The organism is Pseudomonas sp. UBT (assembly GCF_050915955.1).
GTDB classification, from domain to species: domain Bacteria; phylum Pseudomonadota; class Gammaproteobacteria; order Pseudomonadales; family Pseudomonadaceae; genus Aquipseudomonas; species Aquipseudomonas antarctica_A.
In genome coordinates this window covers 509,653-533,135 of record NZ_CP168079.1, presented here as the reverse complement: position 1 = coordinate 533,135, position 23,483 = coordinate 509,653, and the positions used below count along the sequence as shown (strand labels likewise).

The window sequence follows — 23,483 nt, the reverse complement described above, 5'->3', positions numbered from 1 at the left end:
TGCGAGTGCCGGTTTCAGGGCGCCTTAATGGTGCCTGGTATCAAGTGGTATTAGAGAGGTCTTTATGGCGCGCACAAGTGCGCAGCCCGCGCGGTGAACTGGTATTCACCGGCAGGTGCTGCCGCGGGCAGGAAATTATTTTTGAATTATTTTACGAGCGGTACCACTTTACGGCCGAATCTCGATCATGGTGCCGTCTTTGACCAGGTTCCAGACTTCGCGCATATCCACATTGCGCATGCCGATGCAGCCGTCGGTCCAGTCCAGGGTGTGGAACCACTGCTCCGGGTATTCCTCGGTGTCGGGCGTACCGTGGATCATGATCATGCTGCCTGGCCTCACGCCTTCGCGGCGCGCACGGGCGGAGTCGCTGATATTCGGGTAGGAGATGTGCATGGCCAGGTTGAAGCGGTCGCTGGTCTTGCGCCAGTCGATCCAATAAAAGCCTTCCGGCGTGCGGCGGTCACCTTCGAACTGCTTGGTGCCTTTAGGGTTTTTACCCAAGGAGATGCGATAGCTCTTGAGCGGCTTGCCGTCGTTGATCAGTTGCAACTGATGGGCGGACTTGAGCACCAGGATTTTCTCGACAGGTTTGCCGCCGAGGGTTTCCACCGAAGAGGCCGAAGACAGGGTAGCGAACGACAGGCAGATAAGAGCGAGCAACCAACGCATTAAAACGGTTTCCCTAGTAAAGGTGCTGCCTGGAGTGTTGTTATTTGGCCGGCCGCGTCATGGGCGGCACCGACTCGCTGCGAACCGGGAACAGCTGTTGCTGACGGTCAGCGAAGAAGCATTCTAAGGTACGCCCGACTGTGCGGAAAGCCAGCTCTGACCAAGGGATGTCGGCTTCATCGAACAGCTTCACTTCAAGGCTTTCGGGGCCGGCGGCAAAGTCCAGGTCGACCAGCTCTGCGCGGTAGAAGATATGCACCTGGCTGATGTGCGGCACATCGATCAGGGTGTAGAGGCTCAGGTTGCGCACGCGGGCGCAGGCCTCTTCCAGGGTTTCGCGCATGGCGGCCTGTTCCACGGTCTCGCCGTTCTCCATGAAACCGGCTGGGAGTGTCCAGTAACCCAGGCGGGGCTCGATGGCGCGGCGGCACAGCAGCACTTTATCGCCCCACACCGGTACGGTGCCGGCGACGATATTGGGGTTCTGGTAGTGAATGGTCGAGCAGTGATCACACACAAAGCGCAGGCGTGCGTCGCCTTCGGGAATGCGCTGGGTAACCGGTTTACCGCACTGGCTGCAGAAGTTCATGCTGGGGTTCCTGGAGAGTCGGCACATCTTGGCTCGGTGCCAGGCTTTCCTGCAAGTTGTCGTTTCGCGACATGCACCGGGTTTTGGGGTTGGGCACCCGCACGCTTTGGTGCATGATGCAAGGTAGCCAACAGACCGAGATGACTCATGCTGGACGAGCTACTCCGCCGGGTAAGCAATCACACCCCTCACACGCTGGAGACTGACGGGCGTTTTCCCGAGGCCGCGGTGTTGGTGCCGATTACTCGCAGTGACGAACCTGAGCTGATCCTGACCTTGCGCGCCAGCGGCCTGTCGACCCACGGTGGCGAAGTGGCGTTTCCGGGCGGGCGACGTGACCCCGAAGACCCGGACCTGATCTTTACCGCACTGCGCGAAGCCGAAGAAGAAATCGGCTTGCCGCCCGGCCTAGTGGAGGTCATCGGCCCGTTGAGCCCCTTGATTTCCCTGCACGGCATCCGTGTAACGCCCTATGTCGGGGTTATCCCCGATTACGTCGAATACCTGGCCAATGATGCGGAGATCGCTGCGGTCTTCAGCGTGCCCCTGGAGTTTTTCCGTCAGGACCCGCGCGAACATACCCACCGAATCGATTACCAGGGCCGCAGTTGGTATGTGCCCAGCTATCGGTTTGGCGAATACAAGATCTGGGGGCTGACGGCGATCATGATTGTCGAGCTGATCAACCTGCTCTATGACGACGCGAAGATCAGCCTGCATCAGCCGCCCAAGAGCTTTATCAATATATAAGCCATCGCTTGAATGGCCAGCCGTGAGGAAAAACCATGAAATACCGCCTGGGCGACGCCCGCGTCGAGACTCATCCACGCAGCTGGGTGGCGCCGAATGCCACGCTGGTTGGCAAGGTCAAGCTGGAGGAGGGCGCCAACGTCTGGTTCAACGCGGTGTTGCGTGGCGACAACGAACTGATCCTGATCGGCAAGAACAGCAACGTGCAGGACGGCAGCGTGATGCACACCGACATGGGCTATCCGCTGACCCTGGGCACCGGTGTGACCATCGGTCATAACGCCATGCTGCATGGCTGCACCGTCGACGACTACAGTTTGATCGGCATTAACGCAGTCGTCCTTAACGGCGCCAGGATCGGCAAGCATTGCATCATCGGCGCCAATTCGTTGATCGGCGAAGGCAAGGAAATTCCCGATGGCTCGTTGGTGATGGGCTCGCCGGGCAAGGTGGTGCGGGAACTGACCGAGGCGCAAAAGCGCATGCTCGAAGCCAGCGCTGCACACTATGTGCATAACGCGCAGCGGTATGCGCGTGATTTGGCTGAGCAAGAAGAATGAACCCGGTAGAACGGCCTGTCGCCTCACCGTGCGTGAGTATTTGCGCGTTGGATGATGACGATATTTGCACCGGCTGCCAGCGCACCGTGGATGAGATTACGCGCTGGAGTCGCATGGACAACACCGAGCGCCGAGTGGTGCTGGGGTTGTGCCATGAGCGGGCGAAGGCGAGTGGGTTGGTGTGGATGATGCCCGGTAAGTCGGGGGCCTGATAGACCGCTTTCGCGAGCAAGCCCGCTCCCACATTTGATCGTGTTTATCCTGTAGGAATAGGGTCAAAGTGTGGGAGCGGGCTTGCTCGCGAAGAGGCCCTGCCAGACGATATCCCTTTATTTGTGTACCCTGTTGCGCATTACCCACAGGCCAATCCCCTCATGTTCTTCCTGATCGCCTACATCAGCAGTGTCGTGCTGATTAACTTCGCTTTCTCCACCGCCCCGCACCTGGACGTTATCTGGTCCGCCTGGGGTGGCCTGGTGTTTATCCTGCGCGACATGGTGCAAACCCGTTTCGGCCACGGCGCGATCATTGCCATGCTGGCGGCGCTGGTGCTGTCGTATATCACCTCCGACCCGTCCATTGCCCTGGCCAGCGCCACGGCATTCGCGGTGTCCGAGTGCATCGACTGGCTGGTGTTCAGCATCACCAAGCGCCCGCTGCATGATCGCCTGTGGATAAGTTCGGCGCTGAGCATTCCCATCGATACCTTTATCTTCTTTGGCCTGATCGGCGCGCTGACGCCAGCGGTGGCCGGCACGGCGTTGGTGTCGAAATTCGCCGGGGTCACGGTGGTGTGGCTGATCATGGCGTGGCGTTTGCGCAAACGGGCCGTCGCCAACTGAGGCCAATTTTTACAGTTCATGTAAAATGCCGGCCTTTCTCCCCATGATCCGCTCCCCTGAGGACCTGAGATGACCCGAATCGGAACTCCATTGTCGCCAACCGCGACCCGCGTTTTGCTGTGTGGCTGCGGTGAGCTGGGCAAGGAAGTGGTAATCGAACTGCAACGCCTGGGCGTTGAAGTGATTGCCGTGGATCGCTACGCCAACGCGCCGGCCATGCAGGTCGCCCACCGTAGCCATGTGATCAACATGCTCGACGGCGCCGCCCTGCGTGCCGTGATCGAAGCGGAAAAACCGCACTTCATCGTGCCGGAAATCGAAGCCATCGCCACCGCCACCCTGGTGGAGCTGGAGGCCGAAGGCTTCACCGTGATCCCGACTGCGCGCGCCACGTCGCTGACCATGAACCGTGAAGGCATCCGTCGCCTGGCCGCTGAAGAGCTGGACCTGCCGACTTCGCCGTACCACTTTGCCGACACCTTCGAAGACTACAGCAAGGCCGTGCAGGACCTGGGCTTCCCGTGCGTGGTCAAGCCGGTGATGAGTTCGTCGGGCAAGGGCCAGAGCCTGCTGCGCAGCACTGATGACGTGCAGAAAGCCTGGGATTACGCCCAGGAAGGCGGGCGTGCGGGTAAAGGTCGCGTGATCATCGAAGGCTTCATCGACTTCGACTACGAAATCACCCTGCTGACCGTGCGCCACATCGGCGGCACCACCTTCTGCGCGCCGGTCGGCCACCGTCAGGAGAAGGGCGACTACCAGGAATCCTGGCAGCCGCAAGCCATGAGCCCGATTGCCCTGGCGGAATCCGAGCGCGTGGCCAAAGCGGTCACTGAGGCGCTGGGTGGTCGCGGCCTGTTTGGCGTGGAGTTGTTCATCAAGGGCGATCAGGTGTGGTTCAGCGAAGTGTCGCCGCGCCCGCACGACACTGGCCTGGTGACCCTGATTTCTCAGGACTTGTCGCAATTTGCCCTGCACGCTCGCGCGATTCTGGGCCTGCCGATTCCATTGATCCGTCAGTTTGGGCCTTCGGCGTCGGCGGTGATCCTGGTGGAAGGGCAGTCCACCCAGACGGCATTCGCCAACCTCGGCGCCGCCTTGAGCGAGCCGGACACGGCGTTGCGTCTGTTTGGTAAGCCAGAAGTGAATGGTCAGCGTCGGATGGGTGTGGCGTTGGCGCGGGATGAGTCGATTGAGGCGGCTCGGGCTAAGGCTACGCGTGCTTCGAAGGCTGTTGTAGTAGAACTCTAAACCGAGTCGCGTCTATCGCAGGCAAGCCAGCTCCCACATTTGATCGGGTTCACAAAGTTTGATGTGTGAATACATTTCAAATGTGGGAGCTGGCTTGCCTGCGATAGCAATCTATCAGGCGACCTTGTTCAAATCATTATCCCGCGTCTCTTTCAGGCACAGCACAGCGATCAAGCTGAGCAGCGCTGCCGCCGACACATACCCGCCGACATAACTCAGCCCGCCCATCGCCACCAGCTTGGTCGCGAAGAACGGCGCCGCCGACGCACCGACAATCCCACCCAGGTTATACGCCGCCGAAGCGCCGGTATAACGCACGCGCGTCGGGAACAGTTCCGGCAGCAAGGCGCCCATCGGCGCGAAGGTCACGCCCATCAGGAACAGCTCCAGCGCCAGGAACAACGCCACCGCCCAGGTCGAGCCGTGGGTCAGCAGGGGTTCCATGGTGAAGCCCGACAGAATCGCCAGCACTGCGCCGACGATCAGTACCGGCTTGCGCCCGTAGCGGTCACTGGCCAAGGCTGCCAATGGCGTGGCCAGGCCCATGAACAGCACGGCGAAACACAGCAAGCCCAGGAACGTTTCGCGGCTATAGCCCAGCGTCGATACGCCGTAGCTCAGGGAAAACGCAGTGGTGATGTAGAACAGCGCATAACACACCACCATCGATGCCGCGCCCAACAGTACCGGCAGCCAATGCTGGCTGAACAGTTCCACCAACGGCACTTTCACCGGTGCTTCTTTGGCCACGGCGTTGGCGAACACCGGGGTTTCATGCAGTTTCAAGCGCGCATACAGCCCGACCATCACCAGCGCCGCGCTGAGGATGAACGGGATGCGCCAGCCCCAGCTGCGGAATTGCTCGTCGTTCAGGCTCATGGCCAGGATCAGGAACAAACCGTTCGCGGCCAGAAAGCCAATTGATGGGCCCAATTGCGGGAACATGCCGAACCAGGCGCGCTTGCCCTTTGGTGCGTTCTCGGTCGCCAGCAATGCTGCGCCGCCCCATTCCCCGCCCAGCCCGAGGCCCTGGCCGAAACGCAGCACACACAACAGAATCGGAGCCCAGGCGCCGATGCTGTCATAGCCCGGCAGCAAGCCGATCAATGTGGTGCACACACCCATCAGCAGCAACGAGGCGACCAGGGTTGATTTGCGCCCGATACGGTCACCGAAATGGCCGAACAGCGCTGAGCCCAATGGGCGGGCGATGAAGGCGATGCCGAAGGTCAGGAACGACGCCAGCATCTGCGCGGTGCCGGACGTCTGCGGGAAGAACACCGGGCCGATCACCAGCGCAGCAGCAGTGGCGTAGATATAGAAATCGTAGAACTCGATGGCGGTGCCGACGATGCTCGCGGTCGCGACCCGTGCGGTCGAGTTGAGCGGGGCGGCGGTTGCAGCCTCGTTATAGGTGGTGCTCATGGCGGTATCCCTGACGGTCATTGCGCGTTTGGACGCGGATTATTATTGGTCGAACACCCAAGGATCAGGGGCGTAGGCGGGGCGGCTCGGGATGGGAGCAAACACCGGTCAGACACGGTAAAGCGGTGCCTGGACGCGCTGAGTGCGGGTAGCACGCGGTCGGGCGGGGCTTGGGTAAGCCGAGCCGATTATAGGAAGGGGGTTGAACAGACAACAAGGGGCTCAATCACGATCTATCAAACGCTGCAAATCAACTGTGGGAGCGGGCTTGCTCGCGAAAGCGGTGGGTCAGGTCTAGATGAGCTGACTGATCCACCGCTTTCGCGACCAAGCCCGCTCCCACATTGGATTGTGTTATGCCAAGAGGTTATGCGGCGACCGGCACGCGGCTGGTGTGCCAGATCAGCACTTTGCTGACGCGGTTGTCCTCGGTCTCGAGGATTTCCAGGCGATAGCGGCCGATTTTGAGGCACACCGCGCAATCCGGAATGGTCTCCAGTGCTTCGGTCACCAACCCGTTGAGGGTCTTGGGGCCATCGCTGGGCAGGTGCCAGCCCAGGCTCTTGTTCAGTTCGCGGATCGAGGCGGCGCCGTCGATGATGAAACGGCCATCGGGTTGCGCGTCGATATGCGGGTTATCCACCGTCTGATCGTTTTCGAATTCGCCAACGATTTCTTCGAGGATGTCTTCCAGGGTGACGATGCCGAGCACTTCACCGTATTCGTCCACCACCATGCCCAGGCGTCGCTGCTGCTTGTGGAAATTCAGCAGCTGCAGTTGCAGCGGGGTGCTTTCCGGAACGAAGTAAGGTTCGTGGCAAGCGGCGAGCAAGGCATCTTTGGTCAGGCTGGCATCAGGCAGCAGGTGTTGGATCTGCCGGGTGTTGAGCACCGCTTCGACTTGGTTGATGTCGCTGTGGAATACCGGCAGGCGCGTGCGCTGGGAAGCGCGCAATTGCTCGATGATTTCTTCAACCGGATCGTCCAGGTTGATGCCGTCCACTTCGCTGCGCGGTACCAGAATGTCGTTGACCGTGATGTTGTCCAGGGCGTGAATACCGGGCATGCCGGGGGTGCGGTTGTCGTCGGACTCGGGCTCCGGTTCATCATCGTGATCGGGCAGCGGCTCGTCGCTTTTTTTCACCACACCGGTTTTGCGTGCGAAGGGGCGCAGCACCAGCACGCTGATGCCATTGAGCAGCCACGCCAGCGGATAAAGAATTTTCAGCGGCACGCCCAGCAGCGTATTGCCAAAGCCCAGTACGGCCTGGGGATGGCGAACCGCGAGGGCGCGGGGCAGGTAGTCGGCGAGCACCAGCAGGATTGCGCAAGAAATCAGCCAACCGAGCCACGGGCCGTTCTGCGCCCAGGCATAGATCGCCAGCAAGGTGCAGAGAATAACCACTGCAGCGCGACACAAGCTGTTGCACAGGATCAGGCTGTGACGCGGGAAGTTCAGGCGGGCGGCCGCCTTGTCACCCTGGCGTGTACCAGGGCGCAGTGCCAGCAGGTGTTGTTGTGCGGCTTCGATGGCGGTAAACAGCGCCGCCCATAACACCAGCAAGGTGATTACCGCGAGCATCGGCCCAAGGGGCAAGTTGTCCATGATCGCTGCCCGTCAGATATGCAGGATGTATTCGCGAACCAGCTTGCTGCCGAAATAGGCCAGCATCAGCAGGCAGAAACCGGCCAGGGTCCAGCGGATCGCTTTGTGCCCACGCCAGCCGAGACGGTTGCGACCCCACAGCAAGACGCTGAAAACGATCCAGGCCAGGCACGCCAGCAAGGTTTTGTGCACCAGGTGCTGGGCGAACAGGTTTTCGACGAACAGCCAACCGGAAATCAGCGACAACGACAGCAGTGTCCAGCCGGCCCACAGGAAACCGAACAGCAGGCTTTCCATGGTTTGCAGTGGCGGGAAGTTCTTGATCAGCCCGGACGGGTGCTTGTTTTTAAGCTGGTGGTCTTGCAGCAGCACGAGCAACGCCTGGAACACGGCGATGGTGAACATGCCGTAGGCGAGAATCGACAACAGAATGTGGGCGAGGATGCCCGGTTCCTCGTCGATGACCTGCACGGTGCCGGTCGGGGCAAATTGCGCCAGCAGTACCGTCAGCATGCCCAGCGGGAATAGCAGCACCAACAGGTTCTCGACGGGGATTCGATAGCAGGCCATCAGCGTCAGCGCGATGACGGCGGCGGCGATCAGGCTGGCGGCGCTGAAAAAGTCCAGGCCCAGGCCGACCGGCGTCATCAGATGCGTGAATAGGCTGGCGGCGTGGGCCAGCAGGGCGATGACGCCAAAGCCTACCAGCAGGCGTTTGTCCGCTTTTGTGCCCTGGGCCAGACGAGTGCCCTGATAGAGAGTCGCAGCGGCATACAAAAGGGCGGCGGCGAGGCTGGGTAGCAAACTGGGTGACAAGGGGACCATAAATCCTGATAGACAAGCCCGAAAGGCGCTGAGTTTGGCACACACCTGCGCTCCACGAAAGACTCCCGGGCCAGACAGCGGGTGTGCACAGGCGCAGTCTTCGCTATAATCCGCGACCTGCCCACGCCGCAGGCTTGCTGAGCGCTGTTTTTAATAGCGATTTACCACAGCCTGGGCCGCCATTACCTCGGTCACCACTGCATTTCGATGAATAGGGCCTGAAAGGATCGCGCATGTTTGAAAACCTGACTGACCGTCTCTCGCAGACGCTGCGCCACGTAACCGGCAAGGCCAAGCTGACCGAGGACAATATTAAAGACACCCTGCGTGAAGTGCGCATGGCGTTGCTGGAAGCCGACGTGGCCTTGCCTGTGGTCAAGGACTTCGTCAACTCGGTCAAAGAGCGCGCGGTCGGCACCGAAGTGTCCCGCAGCCTGACCCCGGGCCAGGCCTTTGTGAAGATCGTCCAGGCCGAACTCGAAAGCCTGATGGGCGCGGCCAACGAGGATTTGAACCTCAGCGCCGTACCGCCAGCGGTTGTGCTGATGGCTGGTCTGCAAGGTGCGGGTAAAACCACCACCGCCGGCAAGCTGGCGCGCTTCCTTAAAGAGCGCAAGAAGAAGTCCGTGATGGTGGTATCGGCCGACGTGTACCGTCCGGCGGCCATCAAGCAACTCGAAATGCTTGCGGGCGAAGTGGGGGTGACCTTCTTCCCGTCTGACCTGAGCCAGAAGCCGGTCGACATCGCCAACGCGGCTATTAAAGAAGCCAAGTTGAAATTCATCGACGTGGTTATCGTCGATACCGCCGGTCGCCTGCACATCGACGAAGAGATGATGGGCGAGATCAAGGCGCTGCATGCCGCGATCAACCCGGTCGAAACGCTGTTCGTGGTCGACGCCATGACCGGCCAGGATGCGGCCAACACCGCCAAGGCCTTCGGTGACGCACTGCCGCTGACCGGCGTGATCCTGACCAAGGTCGATGGCGACGCCCGTGGCGGTGCCGCGCTGTCGGTGCGCGCCATCACCGGCAAGCCGATCAAGTTCATTGGTATGGGCGAGAAGAACGACGCGCTCGAGCCGTTCCACCCAGAGCGGATCGCCTCGCGCATCCTCGGCATGGGTGACGTGCTCAGCCTGATCGAACAGGCCGAAGCCACCCTCGACAAAGACAAGGCCGACAAACTGGCCAAAAAGCTGAAGAAGGGCAAGGGCTTCGACCTCGAAGACTTCCGCGACCAGCTGCAACAGATGAAAAACATGGGCGGCCTCGGCGGCCTGATGGACAAGCTGCCGAACATCGGCGGTGTGAACCTGGCGCAAATGGGCAATGCCCAGGGCGCGGCAGAGAAGCAATTCAAGCAGATGGAAGCCATCATCAATTCCATGACCCCGGCCGAGCGCCGCGACCCTGAGCTGATCAGTGGTTCGCGCAAACGTCGGATCGCCATGGGCTCCGGCACCCAGGTGCAGGACATCGGTCGCTTGATCAAGCAGCACAAGCAGATGCAGAAGATGATGAAGAAATTCTCCGCCAAAGGCGGAATGGCCAAGATGATGCGCGGCATGGGCGGTATGTTGCCCGGCGGTGGCATGCCCAAAATGTAAAGTATTCGAGCGCAAGCATGCTTGCGCTCCGACCCACAGGGACGTGGGATCTCCAGCAAACCCGCGGTTAGCGGGAGCTGACTCGCCGTTTTAACCGACGGCTCTATAGCAGATCTGAGTGGCACGCTGATAGGCGCCAGAAAAAGACATTTGCAAAAGTCCGGATATTCCTTAGAATATGCGGCCTTTCGGGCACCTATGCCCGCTGTGCATTTAGATTTGCAGCACCGACTACAGGAACGATGTTCACATGCTAACAATCCGTCTTGCCCTTGGCGGCTCCAAAAAGCGCCCGTTTTACCACTTGACCGTAACCGACAGCCGCAACCCGCGTGACGGTTCGCACAAGGAACAGGTTGGTTTCTTCAACCCTGTTGCTCGTGGTCAAGAAGTTCGTCTGTCCGTGAACCAAGAGCGCGTAGCCTACTGGCTGAGCGTTGGTGCACAGCCATCCGAGCGTGTTGCCAAGTTGTTGAAGGACTCGGCTAAGGCCGCAGCCTGAGCAATATGAACGCGACGCCAGCTGTTGCTGATGATTTGATCGTTATCGGCAAGATTTACTCTGTTCATGGCGTTCGCGGCGAAGTGAAGGTGTATTCCTTTACTGATCCGACTGAAAACCTGTTGCAGTACAAAACCTGGACGCTCAAGCGCGAAGGGAGTGTGAAACAGGTCGAGCTGGTCAGTGGACGCGGGAGCGATAAGTTCCTGGTCGCAAAGCTCAAGGGTCTTGATGATCGTGAAGAAGCTCGTCTTCTGGCCGGTTATGAGATCTGCGTGCCGCGCAACCTGTTCCCTGAATTGACCGACGGCGAGTACTACTGGTACCAGCTGGAAGGTCTGAAGGTTATTGATCAACTGGGGCAATTGCTCGGGAAAATCGATCATCTTCTGGAAACCGGCGCCAATGATGTAATGGTGGTCAAGCCTTGCGCTGGCAGCCTGGATGATCGCGAACGCCTGTTGCCGTATACCGGGCAATGCGTGTTGGCCGTCGACCTGGCAGCGGGCGAGATGAAGGTGGAATGGGACGCGGACTTCTAAGCGTGGCTAATTTGCGCATTGAAGTGATCAGTTTGTTTCCCGAGATGTTTTCCGCCATCAGCGAGTACGGCATCACCAGTCGGGCGGTGAAACAGGGGCTGTTGCAGCTTACCTGTTGGAACCCGCGAGACTACACGACGGATCGACATCACACTGTGGACGATCGCCCATTTGGCGGTGGCCCGGGCATGGTGATGAAGATCAAGCCCCTGGAAGACGCGTTGGCCCAGGCCAAGGCAGCTGCCGGGGAGAAGGCGAAGGTAATTTACCTGTCCCCTCAAGGCCGTCAGCTGAAACAGGCTGGGGTTCGCGAACTGGCGAATGAGGAAGCATTAATCCTGATTGCCGGTCGCTATGAAGGCATTGACGAGCGGTTTATTGAAGCTCATGTCGATGAAGAGTGGTCGATTGGGGACTATGTCCTGTCTGGCGGCGAGCTGCCGGCGATGGTCCTGATAGATGCGGTTACACGACTGCTGCCTGGAGCTTTAGGGCATGCGGACTCCGCGGAGGAAGATTCCTTCACGGATGGTTTGCTGGATTGCCCGCACTACACCCGACCGGAGGTGTATGCGGATCAGCGTGTTCCCGACGTATTGCTAAGTGGCAATCACGCACACATCCGGCGTTGGCGTTTACAGCAGTCCCTTGGTCGGACCTATGAACGACGCGCCGATCTTCTGGAAAGCCGCTCGCTTTCTGGAGAAGAGAAGAAGCTGCTCGAGGAATACATCCTCGCGCGGGACGATAGTTAACAACGTATCGATGGTAGGTCCGATGACTTACCTTAGGAGCACAGCATGACTAACAAAATCATCCTTGCACTCGAAGCAGAGCAGATGACCAAAGAGATCCCTACCTTTGCCCCGGGCGACACTATTGTCGTTCAGGTGAAAGTGAAGGAAGGCGACCGTTCGCGTCTGCAAGCGTTCGAAGGCGTGGTAATCGCCAAGCGTAACCGTGGTGTGAACAGTGCTTTCACTGTTCGTAAAATCTCCAACGGTGTTGGCGTAGAGCGTACTTTCCAGACCTACAGCCCGCAAATCGACAGCATGGCCGTTAAGCGTCGCGGTGACGTACGTAAAGCCAAGCTGTACTACCTGCGTGACCTGTCCGGTAAAGCAGCTCGCATCAAGGAAAAACTGGCTTAAGTCCAGCTTCCCGATGCAGAAAAAAGCAGCCTACGGGCTGCTTTTTTGTGCCTGAAATTTGTCAATTTGCCGGTATTTTCCCATGACCACCCGCCTCGAAGAAATCCAGCGTCGTACCGACCTGTCCGTGACCCATGTGACCAAGGCCGTGTTCCCGCCGACCACCAACCACCACAACACCCTGTTCGGCGGTACGGCGCTGGCGTGGATGGATGAAGTGTCGTTCATCACGGCCACGCGTTTTTGTCGTTTGCCGCTGGTGACGGTCTCCACTGATCGGATCGACTTTAATCACGCGATCCCGGCCGGCTCCATTGTTGAGCTGATCGGGCGCGTGGTCAAAGTCGGTAACACCAGCCTCAAGGTTGAAGTTGAAGTGTTCGTCGAGAGGATGAGTGCCGATGGCCGTGAGAAGGCGATCCAGGGTGTGTTCAGCTTTGTCGCGATTGATGCCGATAAGCGGCCGGTTCCGGTATTGCCTGGGTTTGTAGACTGATCTGAAACCGAGTCGTGGCCATCGCAGGCAAGCCAGCTCCCACATTTGATCGATGTTGATCATGAGATCAGGCATGACACAAAACCCATGTGGGAGCTGGCTTGCCTGCGATAGGATCTCCCCGACACTACATTCATTCGCTTGAGCCCCTATGCCCGCCATTGACCATCCCCTGATCGACCGCTTCCTTGATGCCCTGTGGCTGGAAAAAGGCCTGTCGGACAACACCCGCCAGGCCTACCGCAGTGACTTGGCCCTGTTCAACGGCTGGCTGCAGGAGAAAAACCTCGAACTGATCAATGCCGGTCGCGAGCTGATCCTTGATCACCTGGCCTGGCGCCTTGAGCAGAACTACAAGCCTCGCTCCACTGCGCGATTTCTATCTGGCGTGCGTGGTTTTTATCGCTACCTGCTGCGGGAAAAGCTGATCGCGGTCGACCCGACCCTGCAAATCGATATGCCGCAACTCGGCAGGCCATTGCCCAAATCCCTGTCGGAAGCCGACGTCGATGCCTTGCTCGCCGCGCCCGACCTGAGTGAAGCCATCGGCCAGCGTGACCGCGCCATGCTCGAAGTGCTCTACGCCTGCGGCCTGCGGGTGACTGAGCTGATCAGCCTGACCCTGGAGCAAGTCAACTTGCGTCAGGGCGTGCTGCGCGTCATGGGCAAAGGCAGCAAGGAGCGACTGGTGCCGATGGGCGAGGAGGCGATTGTGTGGGTTGAGCGCTATATGCGTGATGCCCGTGGCGAATTGCTCGGCGGGCGGCCCAGCGACGTGCTGTTCCCCAGCCTGCGCGGTGAGCAGATGACCCGCCAGACCTTCTGGCACCGTATCAAGCACCAGGCCAAAGTGGCTGGGATCGGCAAGGCGCTGTCGCCACATACGTTGCGCCACGCGTTTGCCACCCATTTGCTCAACCACGGTGCGGATTTGCGTGTGGTGCAAATGCTGCTGGGGCACAGTGACTTATCCACAACCCAGATTTACACCCACGTCGCGCGCGCACGTCTGCAGGAGATGCACGCCAAGCATCACCCTCGCGGATAAAATTACGTCGGAAAAGGCCCAATTTGCCTGCCGCAGTCTGCCCCCCGGCCCAACTGTGGTAGGCTTTGCCGGTTCGCAAAGGGGACGGCGCCCAGGCTCGTATTGACAGCCCCGTGTTTCCAGATCGGTGTTCTTGCGCCCGTCCCTGCATCTGCCTTCAGGAGTTCCCATGCGCTTGACCCAGATTATTGCCGCCGCAGCCATTGCGTTGGTTTCCACCTTTGTTGTCGCCGATGACGCCGCCGAGCAGACCATTCGCAAGAGCTTGGCCAACCTGCAACTCGACACGCCGATTGAAAGCATCAGTGCCAGCCCGATGGCCGGGCTGTATGAAGTCAAGCTCAAGGGCAGCCGTGTGCTGTACGCCAGTGCCGACGGCCAGTACATCGTCCAGGGCTACCTGTTCCAGTTGAAAGACGGCAAGCCGGTCAACCTGACCGAGAAAGCCGAGCGCCTGGGCGTTTCCAAGTTGATCAACGGCATTCCTGTGGCTGAAACCGTGGTTTACCCGGCCATCGGCGAGACGAAGACTCACATCACCGTGTTCACCGACACCACCTGCCCGTACTGCCACAAGCTGCACGCCGAAGTGCCTGCGCTGAACAAAATGGGTATCGAAGTGCGCTACGTCGCGTTCCCGCGCCAGGGCCTGGGCTCGCCGGGTGACGAACAACTGCAAGCCGTATGGTGCTCGACCGACAAGAAAGCCGCCATGGACAAAATGGTCGATGGCAAGGAAATCAAGTCGGCCAAATGCGCCAACCCGGTTTCCAAGCAGTTCGCCCTGGGCCAGTCGATTGGTGTGAACGGTACACCGGCCATCGTTTTGGCTGATGGCCAAGTAATTCCGGGCTACCAGCCTGCGCCACAAGTTGCCAAACTGGCGCTGGGTGCAAAGTAAGCAGTCATCGTCGAGCCTTTGACGATCATGCCCCGCCGAACAGTCGACGGGGCATTAATTGAGAGCCGCAGTTGTGCGGCTGTTTACCACGGCCGACCTTGAGTCGGCCGTTTCATGGGGAGTTCTTCAGTGAAACCGGTCAAAGTAGGCATCTGTGGGTTAGGGACCGTCGGTGGCGGCACCTTGAACGTACTTCAGCGTAATGCTGAAGAAATTTCTCGCCGTGCAGGGCGTGGGATTGAAGTGGCGCAAATTGCCACGCGTACGCCAAAGCCTCAGTTCCAAACGACCGGTATTGCGATTACCAACGATGTCTTCGCCGTGGCCACCAACCCTGAAATCGATATCGTCATCGAGCTGGTTGGCGGTTACACCGTGGCCCGCGAGTTGGTGCTCAAGGCCATCGAGAACGGCAAGCACGTGGTCACCGCCAACAAGGCGCTGATCGCCGTGCACGGTAACGAGATCTTCGCCAAGGCGCGCGAGAAGGGCGTGATCGTTGCGTTCGAAGCGGCTGTGGCCGGTGGCATCCCGGTGATCAAGGCGATCCGTGAAGGCTTGTCCGCCAACCGTATCAACTGGGTCGCCGGCATCATCAACGGCACGGGCAACTTCATCCTCACCGAAATGCGCGAGAAGGGCCGTACCTTCGAAGACGTGCTGGCCGAAGCCCAGGCGCTGGGTTACGCCGAAGCCGACCCGACCTTTGACGTGGAAGGCATCGACGCGGCCCACAAGCTGACCATCCTGGCCTCCATCGCCTTTGGTATCCCGCTGCAGTTCGACAAGGCCTACACCGAAGGCATCACCAAGCTGACCACTGCCGACGTGAACTACGCCGAAGCCCTGGGCTACCGCATCAAGCACCTGGGCGTGGCGCGCAGCACTCCGGCCGGTATCGAGCTGCGTGTGCACCCGACGTTGATCCCGGCCGACCGCCTGATCGCCAACGTCAACGGCGTGATGAACGCCGTGATGGTCAACGGTGATGCGGCCGGCTCCACGCTGTTCTACGGCGCCGGTGCCGGTATGGAACCGACGGCCTCCTCGGTCATCGCCGACCTGGTGGACGTGGTCCGCGCCATGACCAGCGACCCGGAAAACCGCGTGCCGCACCTGGCCTTCCAGCCGGACTCGCTGTCGGCCCACCCGATCCTGCCGATCGAAGCCTGCGAAAGTGCCTACTACCTGCGCATCCAGGCTCAGGATCATCCGGGCGTGTTGGCCCAGGTTGCCAGCATCCTGTCGGAGCGCGGCATCAATATCGAGTCGATCATGCAGAAGGAAGTCGAGGAGCAAAACGGCCAGGTGCCGATGATCCTGTTGACCCACCGCGTGCTCGAACAGCGCATGAACGATGCCATCGCCGCCCTCGAAGCCCTGCAAGGGGTGGTTGGCCCGGTGGTGCGGATTCGCGTCGAACACTTGAACTAACCGATTTGATCCAGGGGCCCCGTGTGTTCGGCGGCCTCTGTTCGAGAATGTTTTAGAGGAGCCAGTCATGCGTTACATCAGCACCCGCGGCCAGGCACCGGCCCTGAATTTCGAAGACGTTTTGCTGGCAGGCCTTGCCACTGACGGCGGCCTGTATGTGCCGGAAAACCTGCCACGTTTCACCCAGGAAGAAATCGCGTCCTGGGCGGGCCTGCCGTACCACGAGCTGGCGTTCCGGGTGATGCGCCCGTTCGTCACCGGCAGCATTCCGGATGCGGATTTCAAAAGGATTCTGGAAGAGACGTATGGCGTGTTTTCCCACAGCGCCATCGCCCCTCTGCGTCAGCTGAACGGCAACGAATGGGTGCTGGAGCTGTTCCACGGCCCGACCCTGGCGTTCAAGGACTTCGCCCTGCAATTGCTGGGTCGCCTGCTCGATTACGTGCTGGAAAAGCGCGGCGAGCGTGTGGTGATCATCGGCGCTACGTCCGGTGATACCGGTTCGGCCGCCATCGAAGGTTGCAAGCACTGCGAAAACGTCGACATCTTCATCCTGCACCCGCACAAGCGCGTGTCGGAAGTGCAGCGTCGCCAGATGACGACCATTTTCGGTGAAAACATCCACAACATCGCCATCGAAGGCAACTTCGATGACTGCCAGGAAATGGTCAAGAACAGCTTCGCTGACCAGAGCTTCCTGAAAGGTACGCGCCTGGTGGCGGTGAACTCGATCAACTGGGCCCGGATCATGGCTCAGATCGTCTACTACTTCCACGCGTCCCTGCAGTTGGGCGGCCCGGCGCGTTCGGTGTCGTTCTCGGTGCCGACCGGCAACTTCGGCGACATCTTTGCCGGCTACCTGGCGCGCAACATGGGCCTGCCGATCAACCAGTTGATCGTCGCCACCAACCGCAACGACATCCTGCACCGCTTCATGAGCGGCAACCAGTACGTCAAGGAAACCCTGCACGCCACATTGTCGCCGTCCATGGACATCATGGTGTCGTCGAACTTCGAACGCCTGCTGTTCGACATGCACGGTCGCAATGGCGCCGCCCTGGCTGGCCTGATGGACAGCTTCAAGCAAGGTGGCGGTTTCAGCGTCGAACAAGAGCGCTGGACCGAAACCCGCAAGCTGTTTGACTCCCTGGCCGTGGACGATGCGCAGACCTGTGAAACCATCGCTGAGGTCTACGCCCAGACCGGCGAACTGCTCGACCCACACACCGCCATCGGTGTGAAGGCCGCACGCGAATGCCGTCGCAGCCTGGACATCCCGATGGTGATTCTGGGCACTGCCCACCCGGTCAAATTCCCGGAAGCGGTGGAGAAGGCTGGTGTTGGCAAAGCGCTGGAGTTGCCCGAGCACCTGGCTGACCTGTTCGAGCGTGAAGAACGCTGCACGGTGTTGGCGAACGATCTGAAAGCCATGCAGGCGTTTGTCAGCCAGCACGGCAATCGCGGTAAGCCGCTCTGATCCACAGGTTGCTACGCGGTAGGTCAAGCCCGTCTTCGTGACGGGCTTTTTCATTCTGGCGAGCCATACTTGCGCGGGCGGCCAACCAGCAAACTCAATCGGTACGTGTAGTGATTCAATGGGCGGTGCGGCTGGCTTGCGTGCTGTTGCTCGGCCATCTGTCTATAGGCCAGGCGGCTGTCAGCCTGCCTTTCAAGCGGGTGCCGGCGTTTATCCCGCTGCAGCCTTTGCCCCTGGCACCGGCGGAGCAGCAATGGTTCACCGCTCATCGGACATTGAAGGTGGGCATTTTGATTGATGATTATCAACCGATTGATTACCCGCGACCGCAATCGCTAACAGGGCATCAGTGCCGATTACCTGAGCCTGGTCGGCGCGCGTCCAGGACGGCGCGCAGTGGCTGTTCAGACGCGGCTTTCAAGGCAGGCTCCCAGGGTAATCCAGGGATTCTAGCCTGTCGGTGGATGTTTTCTCTCTGTCATCTTTGCCGTGCATGCTCGCTTGACTCGGGCAGGAGGCTACACAAAAGGTCGAACTTTCTGCTTTGAGTACGGGTCACTTGAATGTAAGCACCTTAATGACATTTTTGTTTTTCGAACCTTATTCGAATGATTGAGTGGTGATCGAGATGGAAAGTATCAGCCTATTGCTCGAAGAAGCACTGAGCCCTTATCAGGTTACGTTGACCACCTCGGGCCTACAGGGCGAGTGCCTGGTGACCGTGAAGAACCCTGCTGGCGCTATCGTCGTCGAGCGTGAAGTCGATCGGGCCCAATTGACCGATAAGCGTGTACTGGTGGATGTGGTGGATTGCTTGCTACGCGATCTGAAAATCGCTGAAGGGCGTCTGGAACCCTCGGTTATCGCAGCATTGCGTAACGCAGCCCAAACCCGTGGCGCCGCCCTCGCATGAAGAATTGTTTAATGATGGAAACTTCCTACCGCATGCCCGGTCAGATTTTATAACAGCAAGAGCGAACATTGTGCTCCGGTGTTTGTGGCTTGTTGTACTGGTCTTTGTAGGCCACGTTTAACCCCGAGTTGTCTCCCCACTGCTCGGGGTTTCTTTTGCCTGCGATTTGTCAGCGCTCAGGGAAATTCTGGAAAAAACTCGGGTTGTCCAACAAATACTGCGCGCGCATCACGGGGTCCAACCATGACGCGTAGGATTGCTGGACCCGCGCCTGTGGGATATCCCGTATCGCCTGATCGATTCGCTGCATGGCCTGACGGCCTTGAGGCGTATCCGAGCAACCAATATGCGAACGTTGATAACGCGCTGAGCCCTTGATGGGATAGAACATCAGGTCCTGGGCAGCGATACCCTGTTGCCGGGCGTGATAGCGGATTTCCGGCGGGTAACCCAACACCGCTTCCAGCCGCCCAAGACGCTGCATTTGCAACAGGCTGCCAAGGGCGTCATTGCCGTAATGCAATGCCAGGGTGTGGGGAGCAGCGTGCTTGAGCTGTTCGTCGATGGCGGGGCCGTAGCTGCGTTCGGCGGTAGCGCCAATGCGCGCTTTATGGGATTCGAGAAAGGCTTGCAGATCAAATTGGCCCTCGGCAATAAAGGGTGCCATTGCCTCCTGCTGGCTGCGTTGGATCGTCACCCCGTTGCTGACCACCACGAATGCCTGGGCCGAAAACACAATGTACTTCGCGCGCTCCGGCGTCCACAGCAGCGAGGGGTCGCAGGTCAGGGACGGCGAGCGCAGCATTTGAATGCCGCGAGCGCGGTTGACGTGCATCACGGTGTGGCGGTATTGCGGCAGGCGCTTGGCGAGTATCGGCAACAACTCATCCAGTGCCCCCTGGCCTTTCTGAGGCCCTTCAAAGATGGTGATGGGCGGCAGGTCGCGCAACAGCCAGATCAGCGTGTCCTCGGCATGCGCCGAGAGCGGCCACACGCCGAGCATCACGCTCATGAGGCACAGAGGGATAAACCGGCATTGGTACGGGCGAGCCATCAGATCGCGCCAACCTCGCGCAAACGGGTGATGGCTGCGGCGTCGTAACCCAGTTCATTGAGGACCGTGCTGTTATGTTCGCCCAACTGCGGCCCGACCCACTCACAACTACCCGGTGTTTGCGACAGCTTGGGCACGATCCCCGGCATCTTGAAGCCCTTGCCGCCCGGCAACTGAGCCTCGAGAAACATTTCCCGCGCCAGAAACTGCGGGTCGCCCAACATGTCTTCGGCGCTGTAGATGCGGCTGGCGGGCACCTCGGCCTTGTTCAGTTGCTCAATCACGTGGTCCAGCGGCAGCGAGTTGACCCAGCGATCAATCACGCCGTACAGCTCATCACGGCGGCTATCGCGCCCGTCATTGCTCGCCAGCTGCGGGTCATTGGCCAGGTCTTCGCGGCCGATGGCGCTCATGAAACGCTTGAAGATTGCATCGCCATTGGCGCCGATCTGCACATGCTTGCCGTCGGCAGTGGTATGAATCGATGACGGCGTGATGCCGGGCATGATGTTGCCGGTGCGCTCGCGAATAAACCCGAACACGTCGAACTCCGGGATCATGCTTTCCATCATCGCGAAGATGGCTTCGTACAGTGCCACATCCACGACTTGGCCGAGCCCGCCGTTGACCTCGCGATGACGCAGGGCCATCAGCGCGCCGATGACCGCCCACAAGGCGGCAATCGAGTCGCCGATGGAAATCCCCGTGCGTACCGGCGGTCGGTCTTCGAAACCGGTGATATAGCGCAAGCCGCCCATGGACTCGCCCACCGCGCCGAACCCCGGCTGGTCTTTCATCGGGCCGGTCTGGCCAAAACCCGAGAGCCGCACCATCACCAATTTCGGGTTCAGCGCATGCAGGGTTTCCCAGCTCAGACCGAGTTTTTCAAGGACGCCGGGGCGGAAATTCTCAATCAGGATGTCGGCATTCGCCAGCAACTGCTTAAGGATGGCCAAACCCTCCGGGTGCTTGAGGTTCAGCGTCAGCGACTGCTTGTTGCGCGCCTGCACGAACCACCAGAGTGAGGTGCCTTCATACAGCTTGCGCCATTTGCGCAGCGGGTCGCCGCCGTCCGGGGATTCGACCTTGATCACCTCGGCACCGAATTCGGCGCAGATGCGTGACGCAAACGGGCCGGCGATCAAGGTGCCCAGTTCGATGACTTTCAGGCCGGCCAGCGGTTTGGCATTAAACGACATGAGGATCCTTATCAAGCGTGGAACGGTGGTGTGATGCCTTTTAACATAGGCGAGCGGCCCAGGGATAAGGATGATGCAGCGCAGTATTCGTTGAATGGCCGCGCCATCGGTTAGACTGGCCGCCTTTCCCTGTCTCTAGAAGCCCGTTCATGGCCCAGCCGTCCACGACCTACAAATTCGAACTCAACCTCACCGACCTTGATCGCTCAGTGTACGAGAGCGTCAAACAGACCATCGCCCGCCATCCTTCGGAAACCGAAGAGCGCATGACCGTGCGTCTGTTGGCCTACGCACTTTGGTACAACGAGCAACTGTCGTTCGGCCGTGGTCTGTCAGATGTGGACGAGCCAGCCCTGTGGGAAAAAAGCCTGGATGATCGTGTTCTGCACTGGATTGAGGTCGGCCAGCCTGACGCCGATCGTCTCACCTGGTGCTCGCGCCGTACCGAACGCACCAGCTTGCTGGCCTACGGCAGCCTGCGTGTGTGGGAAGGCAAAGTGGTGCCGGTGGCAAAAAACCTGAAGAATGTACACATCGCCGCTGTGCCTCAGGAAATCCTCGAGACCCTGGCCAAGGACATGCCGCGCGTTATCAAGTGGGACGTGATGATCAGCGAAGGCACGATCTTCGTGACGGATGATCGTGGCCAGCATGAAGTGCAGTTGGAATGGTTGGTCGGCGAGCGTGATTAAACATGCGGGAGCTGGCGTGTGTGGGAGCGGGCTTGCTCGCGAAAGCATCACCACAGCGTAACTGACTTACCAAGGTGTCTGCATCGCCGGCAAACCAGCCCCCACATTTGTTCTATCTCGCTGTGAATATCTTTGTTTAACCGTCGTACCAGAAGAGAAGCTTCCGTCACCCCATGCGTATTGATCCTCGCCCGTTGCCCGCTGTCCTGCCGTTTCTCGGTGAATTGCCACCGCTGTTGACCCGTCTCTACGCCGCACGCGGGGTGCAGTCGGAAGCCGAACTGGACAAGAGTCTGGCGCGGTTGATTCCCTACCAGCAGCTCAAGGGCATCGACGCGGCGGTGGACCTGCTGGTGACCGCCCTCGAGCAGCGCCAGCGCATCCTGATCGTCGGTGACTTCGACGCCGACGGCGCCACGGCCAGCACCGTGGGCACCCTTGGACTGCGTTTGCTCGGCGCGGCCCATGTCGATTACCTGGTCCCCAACCGTTTTGAGTACGGTTATGGCCTGACGCCGGAAATCGTCGCCGTGGCGCTGCAGCGCACGCCGCAGTTGCTGATTACCGTGGATAACGGCATCTCCAGCGTCGAAGGCGTGGCGGCGGCAAAAGCGGCGGGGTTGAAGGTGTTGGTCACTGACCACCACTTGCCCGGCGATGAATTGCCGGCGGCGGATGCCATCGTCAACCCGAACCAACCCGGCTGTGAGTTCCCGAGCAAGGCGCTGGCGGGTGTCGGCGTGATCTTTTATGTGTTGATGGCCTTGCGCGCGCGTTTACGCAGCCTGGGCTGGTACGACAACACGCCGCAACCGAACATCGGTGAATTGCTCGACCTGGTCGCCCTGGGCAGCGTCGCCGACGTGGTGCCGCTGGATGCCAACAACCGCATCCTGGTCCATCAGGGGCTGGAGCGTATTCGCGCCGGTCGCGCCCGGCCGGGGATCAAGGCGATCCTTGAGGTCGCCAAGCGCGACCATGCCCGTATCACCTCGACCGACCTGGGCTTTATTCTTGGGCCACGGCTGAATGCCGCCGGCCGCCTGGATGATATGAGCCTCGGCATCGAATGCCTGCTCACCACCGACTTCGCGGCGGCCCGGGAAATGGCGGCGCAACTGGACGGCATGAACCAGGACCGTAAATCCATCGAGCAGGGCATGCAGCGCGAGGCGCTCGCCCAGCTCAAGGACTTGCCGGTGGAATCGATGCCCTACGGTTTGTGCCTGTTCGACCCGGAATGGCACCAGGGCGTCATCGGCATTTTGGCGTCGCGCATGAAAGAGCGGTACTTCCGCCCGACCATCGCCTTCGCCGACGCCGGTGATGGCCTGCTCAAGGGCTCAGGGCGCTCTGTGCAGGGTTTCCACATCCGTGATGCCCTGGCGGTCGTCGCGAGCCAGCATCCCAACCTGATCGCCAAATACGGCGGTCATGCGATGGCGGCCGGTTTGACCTTGCCCGAGGCGAATTTCCCACTGTTTGCCGAGGCCTTTGATGCTGAAGTGCGTCGGCAACTGCGCGAAGAAGACCTCACCGGGCGGCTGCTGTCCGACGGCACCTTGGCTGTGGAAGAGTTTCACTTGGAACTGGCGCGCGCATTGCGGCATGCCGGGCCATGGGGCCAGCACTTTCCTGAGCCGCTGTTTCACGGTGTGTTTCAGTTGGTCGAGCAGCGCGTAGTAGGGGAGCGGCACCTCAAGGTGGTGCTCAAGAGCGAATGCGGGTCAGTGAAGCTCGATGGCATTGCGTTTGGCGTGGACCGAGAGGTCTGGCCTAACCCGACGGTGCGTTGGGTGGAATTGGCCTACAAGCTGGACGTGAACGAATTTCGTGGGCAGGAAACCGTGCAGTTGATGATCGCGCATATCGAACCGCGCTAAATCTGACCAGCGCCGCAAAACCAAATGTGGGAGCTGGCTTGCCTGTGATAGCAGCACTGCG

At 59.9% G+C, this 23,483-nt stretch carries 25 protein-coding genes and 1 pseudogene; 19 read left to right on the top strand and 7 right to left on the bottom strand.

Annotated features, from left to right (window positions below):
- Positions 1-168: 168 nt before the first annotated feature.
- Together ACDZ94_RS02505 and ACDZ94_RS02500 are read right to left on the bottom strand one after the other, a co-directional pair.
- Complete coding sequence (locus ACDZ94_RS02505; RefSeq protein WP_064454009.1) at positions 169-672, bottom strand: L,D-transpeptidase family protein; 504 nt, start codon at positions 670-672, stop codon at positions 169-171.
- A 40-nt stretch (positions 673-712) separates the two neighbouring features.
- Positions 713-1,261 (bottom strand): NUDIX hydrolase, encoded by a 549-nt coding sequence (locus ACDZ94_RS02500; protein ID WP_064454008.1) that lies wholly within the window; start codon positions 1,259-1,261, stop codon positions 713-715.
- 147 nt (positions 1,262-1,408) lie between these two features.
- On the opposite strand from ACDZ94_RS02500, the gene ACDZ94_RS02495 reads away from it, so the two are divergent.
- The 5 genes from ACDZ94_RS02495 (at position 1,409) to purT (ending at position 4,664) form a co-directional block, all read left to right on the top strand.
- Entirely contained in the window at positions 1,409-2,011 is a 603-nt protein-coding gene (locus ACDZ94_RS02495; protein ID WP_017736785.1) for a CoA pyrophosphatase, read from the top strand.
- Positions 2,012-2,046: 35 nt separating this feature from the next.
- Entirely contained in the window at positions 2,047-2,571 is a 525-nt protein-coding gene (locus ACDZ94_RS02490; RefSeq protein ID WP_064454007.1) for a gamma carbonic anhydrase family protein, read from the top strand.
- Positions 2,568-2,783, top strand: coding sequence for a DUF1289 domain-containing protein (locus ACDZ94_RS02485; RefSeq protein WP_060754280.1), 216 nt, complete (start codon positions 2,568-2,570; stop codon positions 2,781-2,783). The genes ACDZ94_RS02490 and ACDZ94_RS02485 overlap by 4 nt, the downstream gene beginning before the upstream one ends.
- Before the next feature lie 162 nt (positions 2,784-2,945).
- On the top strand, positions 2,946-3,413 hold the full coding sequence (locus tag ACDZ94_RS02480) for a preQ0 transporter (RefSeq protein WP_053257839.1): 468 nt from the start codon (positions 2,946-2,948) through the stop codon (positions 3,411-3,413).
- A 69-nt stretch (positions 3,414-3,482) separates the two neighbouring features.
- Positions 3,483-4,664, top strand: coding sequence for a formate-dependent phosphoribosylglycinamide formyltransferase (gene purT / locus ACDZ94_RS02475; protein WP_014719785.1), 1,182 nt, complete (start codon positions 3,483-3,485; stop codon positions 4,662-4,664).
- 114 nt (positions 4,665-4,778) lie between these two features.
- On the opposite strand, the gene ACDZ94_RS02470 is transcribed toward purT, so the two are convergent.
- The 3 genes from ACDZ94_RS02470 to ACDZ94_RS02460 all read right to left on the bottom strand — a co-directional run bounded on the left by ACDZ94_RS02470 (position 4,779) and on the right by ACDZ94_RS02460 (position 8,520).
- Positions 4,779-6,089, bottom strand: a complete 1,311-nt coding sequence (locus tag ACDZ94_RS02470) for an MFS transporter (protein WP_053257838.1) — start codon at positions 6,087-6,089, stop codon at positions 4,779-4,781.
- A 367-nt stretch (positions 6,090-6,456) separates the two neighbouring features.
- The gene (locus tag ACDZ94_RS02465) at positions 6,457-7,695 is read right to left on the bottom strand and encodes a transporter associated domain-containing protein (protein WP_432751021.1); all 1,239 of its coding nucleotides are present in this window, start codon (positions 7,693-7,695) and stop codon (positions 6,457-6,459) included.
- A 12-nt stretch (positions 7,696-7,707) separates the two neighbouring features.
- A complete protein-coding gene (locus ACDZ94_RS02460; RefSeq protein ID WP_064454005.1) occupies positions 7,708-8,520 on the bottom strand; it encodes a cytochrome C assembly family protein in 813 nt (270 codons plus the stop codon).
- Between the two features lie 233 nt (positions 8,521-8,753).
- Between ACDZ94_RS02460 and ffh the strand changes: the two genes are divergently transcribed.
- The 12 genes and pseudogenes from ffh (at position 8,754) to ACDZ94_RS02400 (ending at position 18,594) form a co-directional block, all read left to right on the top strand.
- Positions 8,754-10,130, top strand: a complete 1,377-nt coding sequence (gene ffh / locus ACDZ94_RS02455) for a signal recognition particle protein (RefSeq protein ID WP_432751020.1) — start codon at positions 8,754-8,756, stop codon at positions 10,128-10,130.
- Positions 10,131-10,380: 250 nt separating this feature from the next.
- Positions 10,381-10,632, top strand: coding sequence for a 30S ribosomal protein S16 (gene rpsP / locus ACDZ94_RS02450; protein ID WP_003175899.1), 252 nt, complete (start codon positions 10,381-10,383; stop codon positions 10,630-10,632).
- A gap of 5 nt (positions 10,633-10,637) precedes the next feature.
- Complete coding sequence (rimM, locus tag ACDZ94_RS02445) at positions 10,638-11,174, top strand: ribosome maturation factor RimM (protein ID WP_056858695.1); 537 nt, start codon at positions 10,638-10,640, stop codon at positions 11,172-11,174.
- Complete coding sequence (gene trmD, locus ACDZ94_RS02440; RefSeq protein WP_173390389.1) at positions 11,156-11,929, top strand: tRNA (guanosine(37)-N1)-methyltransferase TrmD; 774 nt, start codon at positions 11,156-11,158, stop codon at positions 11,927-11,929. Before rimM ends, trmD begins: the two co-directional genes overlap by 19 nt.
- A gap of 45 nt (positions 11,930-11,974) precedes the next feature.
- The gene (gene rplS, locus ACDZ94_RS02435) at positions 11,975-12,325 is read left to right on the top strand and encodes a 50S ribosomal protein L19 (RefSeq protein ID WP_003175895.1); all 351 of its coding nucleotides are present in this window, start codon (positions 11,975-11,977) and stop codon (positions 12,323-12,325) included.
- Positions 12,326-12,407: 82 nt separating this feature from the next.
- Entirely contained in the window at positions 12,408-12,821 is a 414-nt protein-coding gene (locus ACDZ94_RS02430) for an acyl-CoA thioesterase (RefSeq protein WP_432751019.1), read from the top strand.
- A 151-nt stretch (positions 12,822-12,972) separates the two neighbouring features.
- Positions 12,973-13,869, top strand: a complete 897-nt coding sequence (xerD, locus tag ACDZ94_RS02425; RefSeq protein ID WP_064454002.1) for a site-specific tyrosine recombinase XerD — start codon at positions 12,973-12,975, stop codon at positions 13,867-13,869.
- Positions 13,870-14,038: 169 nt separating this feature from the next.
- Entirely contained in the window at positions 14,039-14,770 is a 732-nt protein-coding gene (locus tag ACDZ94_RS02420) for a thioredoxin fold domain-containing protein (RefSeq protein ID WP_432751018.1), read from the top strand.
- Positions 14,771-14,899: 129 nt separating this feature from the next.
- Positions 14,900-16,204 (top strand): homoserine dehydrogenase, encoded by a 1,305-nt coding sequence (locus ACDZ94_RS02415; RefSeq protein ID WP_064454001.1) that lies wholly within the window; start codon positions 14,900-14,902, stop codon positions 16,202-16,204.
- Positions 16,205-16,271: 67 nt separating this feature from the next.
- Positions 16,272-17,681: a threonine synthase gene (gene thrC, locus ACDZ94_RS02410; protein WP_432751017.1), complete on the top strand. Its 1,410-nt coding sequence runs from the start codon at positions 16,272-16,274 to the stop codon at positions 17,679-17,681.
- A 125-nt stretch (positions 17,682-17,806) separates the two neighbouring features.
- Positions 17,807-18,017: pseudogene (locus ACDZ94_RS02405) on the top strand (hypothetical protein); the annotation flags it as partial.
- 292 nt (positions 18,018-18,309) lie between these two features.
- Positions 18,310-18,594, top strand: a complete 285-nt coding sequence (locus ACDZ94_RS02400) for a DUF3509 domain-containing protein (RefSeq protein WP_064455009.1) — start codon at positions 18,310-18,312, stop codon at positions 18,592-18,594.
- Positions 18,595-18,763: 169 nt separating this feature from the next.
- Here ACDZ94_RS02400 and ACDZ94_RS02395 read toward each other — a convergent pair whose 3' ends face one another.
- Positions 18,764-19,648: a TIGR02285 family protein gene (locus tag ACDZ94_RS02395; RefSeq protein WP_432751016.1), complete on the bottom strand. Its 885-nt coding sequence runs from the start codon at positions 19,646-19,648 to the stop codon at positions 18,764-18,766.
- Positions 19,648-20,847: a CaiB/BaiF CoA transferase family protein gene (locus ACDZ94_RS02390; RefSeq protein ID WP_262666212.1), complete on the bottom strand. Its 1,200-nt coding sequence runs from the start codon at positions 20,845-20,847 to the stop codon at positions 19,648-19,650. The genes ACDZ94_RS02395 and ACDZ94_RS02390 overlap by 1 nt, the downstream gene beginning before the upstream one ends.
- Positions 20,848-20,996: 149 nt before the next feature.
- On the opposite strand from ACDZ94_RS02390, the gene ACDZ94_RS02385 reads away from it, so the two are divergent.
- Both ACDZ94_RS02385 and recJ read left to right on the top strand, forming a co-directional pair.
- Positions 20,997-21,539: a YaeQ family protein gene (locus tag ACDZ94_RS02385; protein WP_128591745.1), complete on the top strand. Its 543-nt coding sequence runs from the start codon at positions 20,997-20,999 to the stop codon at positions 21,537-21,539.
- Positions 21,540-21,712: 173 nt separating this feature from the next.
- Positions 21,713-23,422: a single-stranded-DNA-specific exonuclease RecJ gene (gene recJ / locus ACDZ94_RS02380; RefSeq protein ID WP_064453996.1), complete on the top strand. Its 1,710-nt coding sequence runs from the start codon at positions 21,713-21,715 to the stop codon at positions 23,420-23,422.
- The last annotated feature ends 61 nt before the right edge of the window (positions 23,423-23,483 follow it).

Excerpts from the sequence above, each read along its gene's own strand:
- ACDZ94_RS02505 (WP_064454009.1), bottom strand. The coding sequence starts at position 672 with ATGCGTTGGTTGCTCGCTCTTATCTGCCTGTCGTTCGCTACCCTGTCT.
- ACDZ94_RS02500 (WP_064454008.1), bottom strand. The coding sequence starts at position 1,261 with ATGAACTTCTGCAGCCAGTGCGGTAAACCGGTTACCCAGCGCATTCCC.
- ACDZ94_RS02495 (WP_017736785.1), top strand. The coding sequence starts at position 1,409 with ATGCTGGACGAGCTACTCCGCCGGGTAAGCAATCACACCCCTCACACG.
- ACDZ94_RS02490 (WP_064454007.1), top strand. The coding sequence starts at position 2,047 with ATGAAATACCGCCTGGGCGACGCCCGCGTCGAGACTCATCCACGCAGC.
- ACDZ94_RS02485 (WP_060754280.1), top strand. The coding sequence starts at position 2,568 with ATGAACCCGGTAGAACGGCCTGTCGCCTCACCGTGCGTGAGTATTTGC.
- ACDZ94_RS02480 (WP_053257839.1), top strand. The coding sequence starts at position 2,946 with ATGTTCTTCCTGATCGCCTACATCAGCAGTGTCGTGCTGATTAACTTC.
- purT (WP_014719785.1), top strand. The coding sequence starts at position 3,483 with ATGACCCGAATCGGAACTCCATTGTCGCCAACCGCGACCCGCGTTTTG.
- ACDZ94_RS02470 (WP_053257838.1), bottom strand. The coding sequence starts at position 6,089 with ATGAGCACCACCTATAACGAGGCTGCAACCGCCGCCCCGCTCAACTCG.
- ACDZ94_RS02465 (WP_432751021.1), bottom strand. The coding sequence starts at position 7,695 with ATGGACAACTTGCCCCTTGGGCCGATGCTCGCGGTAATCACCTTGCTG.
- ACDZ94_RS02460 (WP_064454005.1), bottom strand. The coding sequence starts at position 8,520 with ATGGTCCCCTTGTCACCCAGTTTGCTACCCAGCCTCGCCGCCGCCCTT.
- ffh (WP_432751020.1), top strand. The coding sequence starts at position 8,754 with ATGTTTGAAAACCTGACTGACCGTCTCTCGCAGACGCTGCGCCACGTA.
- rpsP (WP_003175899.1), top strand. The coding sequence starts at position 10,381 with ATGCTAACAATCCGTCTTGCCCTTGGCGGCTCCAAAAAGCGCCCGTTT.
- rimM (WP_056858695.1), top strand. The coding sequence starts at position 10,638 with ATGAACGCGACGCCAGCTGTTGCTGATGATTTGATCGTTATCGGCAAG.
- trmD (WP_173390389.1), top strand. The coding sequence starts at position 11,156 with ATGGGACGCGGACTTCTAAGCGTGGCTAATTTGCGCATTGAAGTGATC.
- rplS (WP_003175895.1), top strand. The coding sequence starts at position 11,975 with ATGACTAACAAAATCATCCTTGCACTCGAAGCAGAGCAGATGACCAAA.
- ACDZ94_RS02430 (WP_432751019.1), top strand. The coding sequence starts at position 12,408 with ATGACCACCCGCCTCGAAGAAATCCAGCGTCGTACCGACCTGTCCGTG.
- xerD (WP_064454002.1), top strand. The coding sequence starts at position 12,973 with ATGCCCGCCATTGACCATCCCCTGATCGACCGCTTCCTTGATGCCCTG.
- ACDZ94_RS02420 (WP_432751018.1), top strand. The coding sequence starts at position 14,039 with ATGCGCTTGACCCAGATTATTGCCGCCGCAGCCATTGCGTTGGTTTCC.
- thrC (WP_432751017.1), top strand. The coding sequence starts at position 16,272 with ATGCGTTACATCAGCACCCGCGGCCAGGCACCGGCCCTGAATTTCGAA.
- ACDZ94_RS02400 (WP_064455009.1), top strand. The coding sequence starts at position 18,310 with ATGGAAAGTATCAGCCTATTGCTCGAAGAAGCACTGAGCCCTTATCAG.
- ACDZ94_RS02395 (WP_432751016.1), bottom strand. The coding sequence starts at position 19,648 with ATGGCTCGCCCGTACCAATGCCGGTTTATCCCTCTGTGCCTCATGAGC.
- ACDZ94_RS02390 (WP_262666212.1), bottom strand. The coding sequence starts at position 20,847 with ATGTCGTTTAATGCCAAACCGCTGGCCGGCCTGAAAGTCATCGAACTG.
- ACDZ94_RS02385 (WP_128591745.1), top strand. The coding sequence starts at position 20,997 with ATGGCCCAGCCGTCCACGACCTACAAATTCGAACTCAACCTCACCGAC.
- recJ (WP_064453996.1), top strand. The coding sequence starts at position 21,713 with ATGCGTATTGATCCTCGCCCGTTGCCCGCTGTCCTGCCGTTTCTCGGT.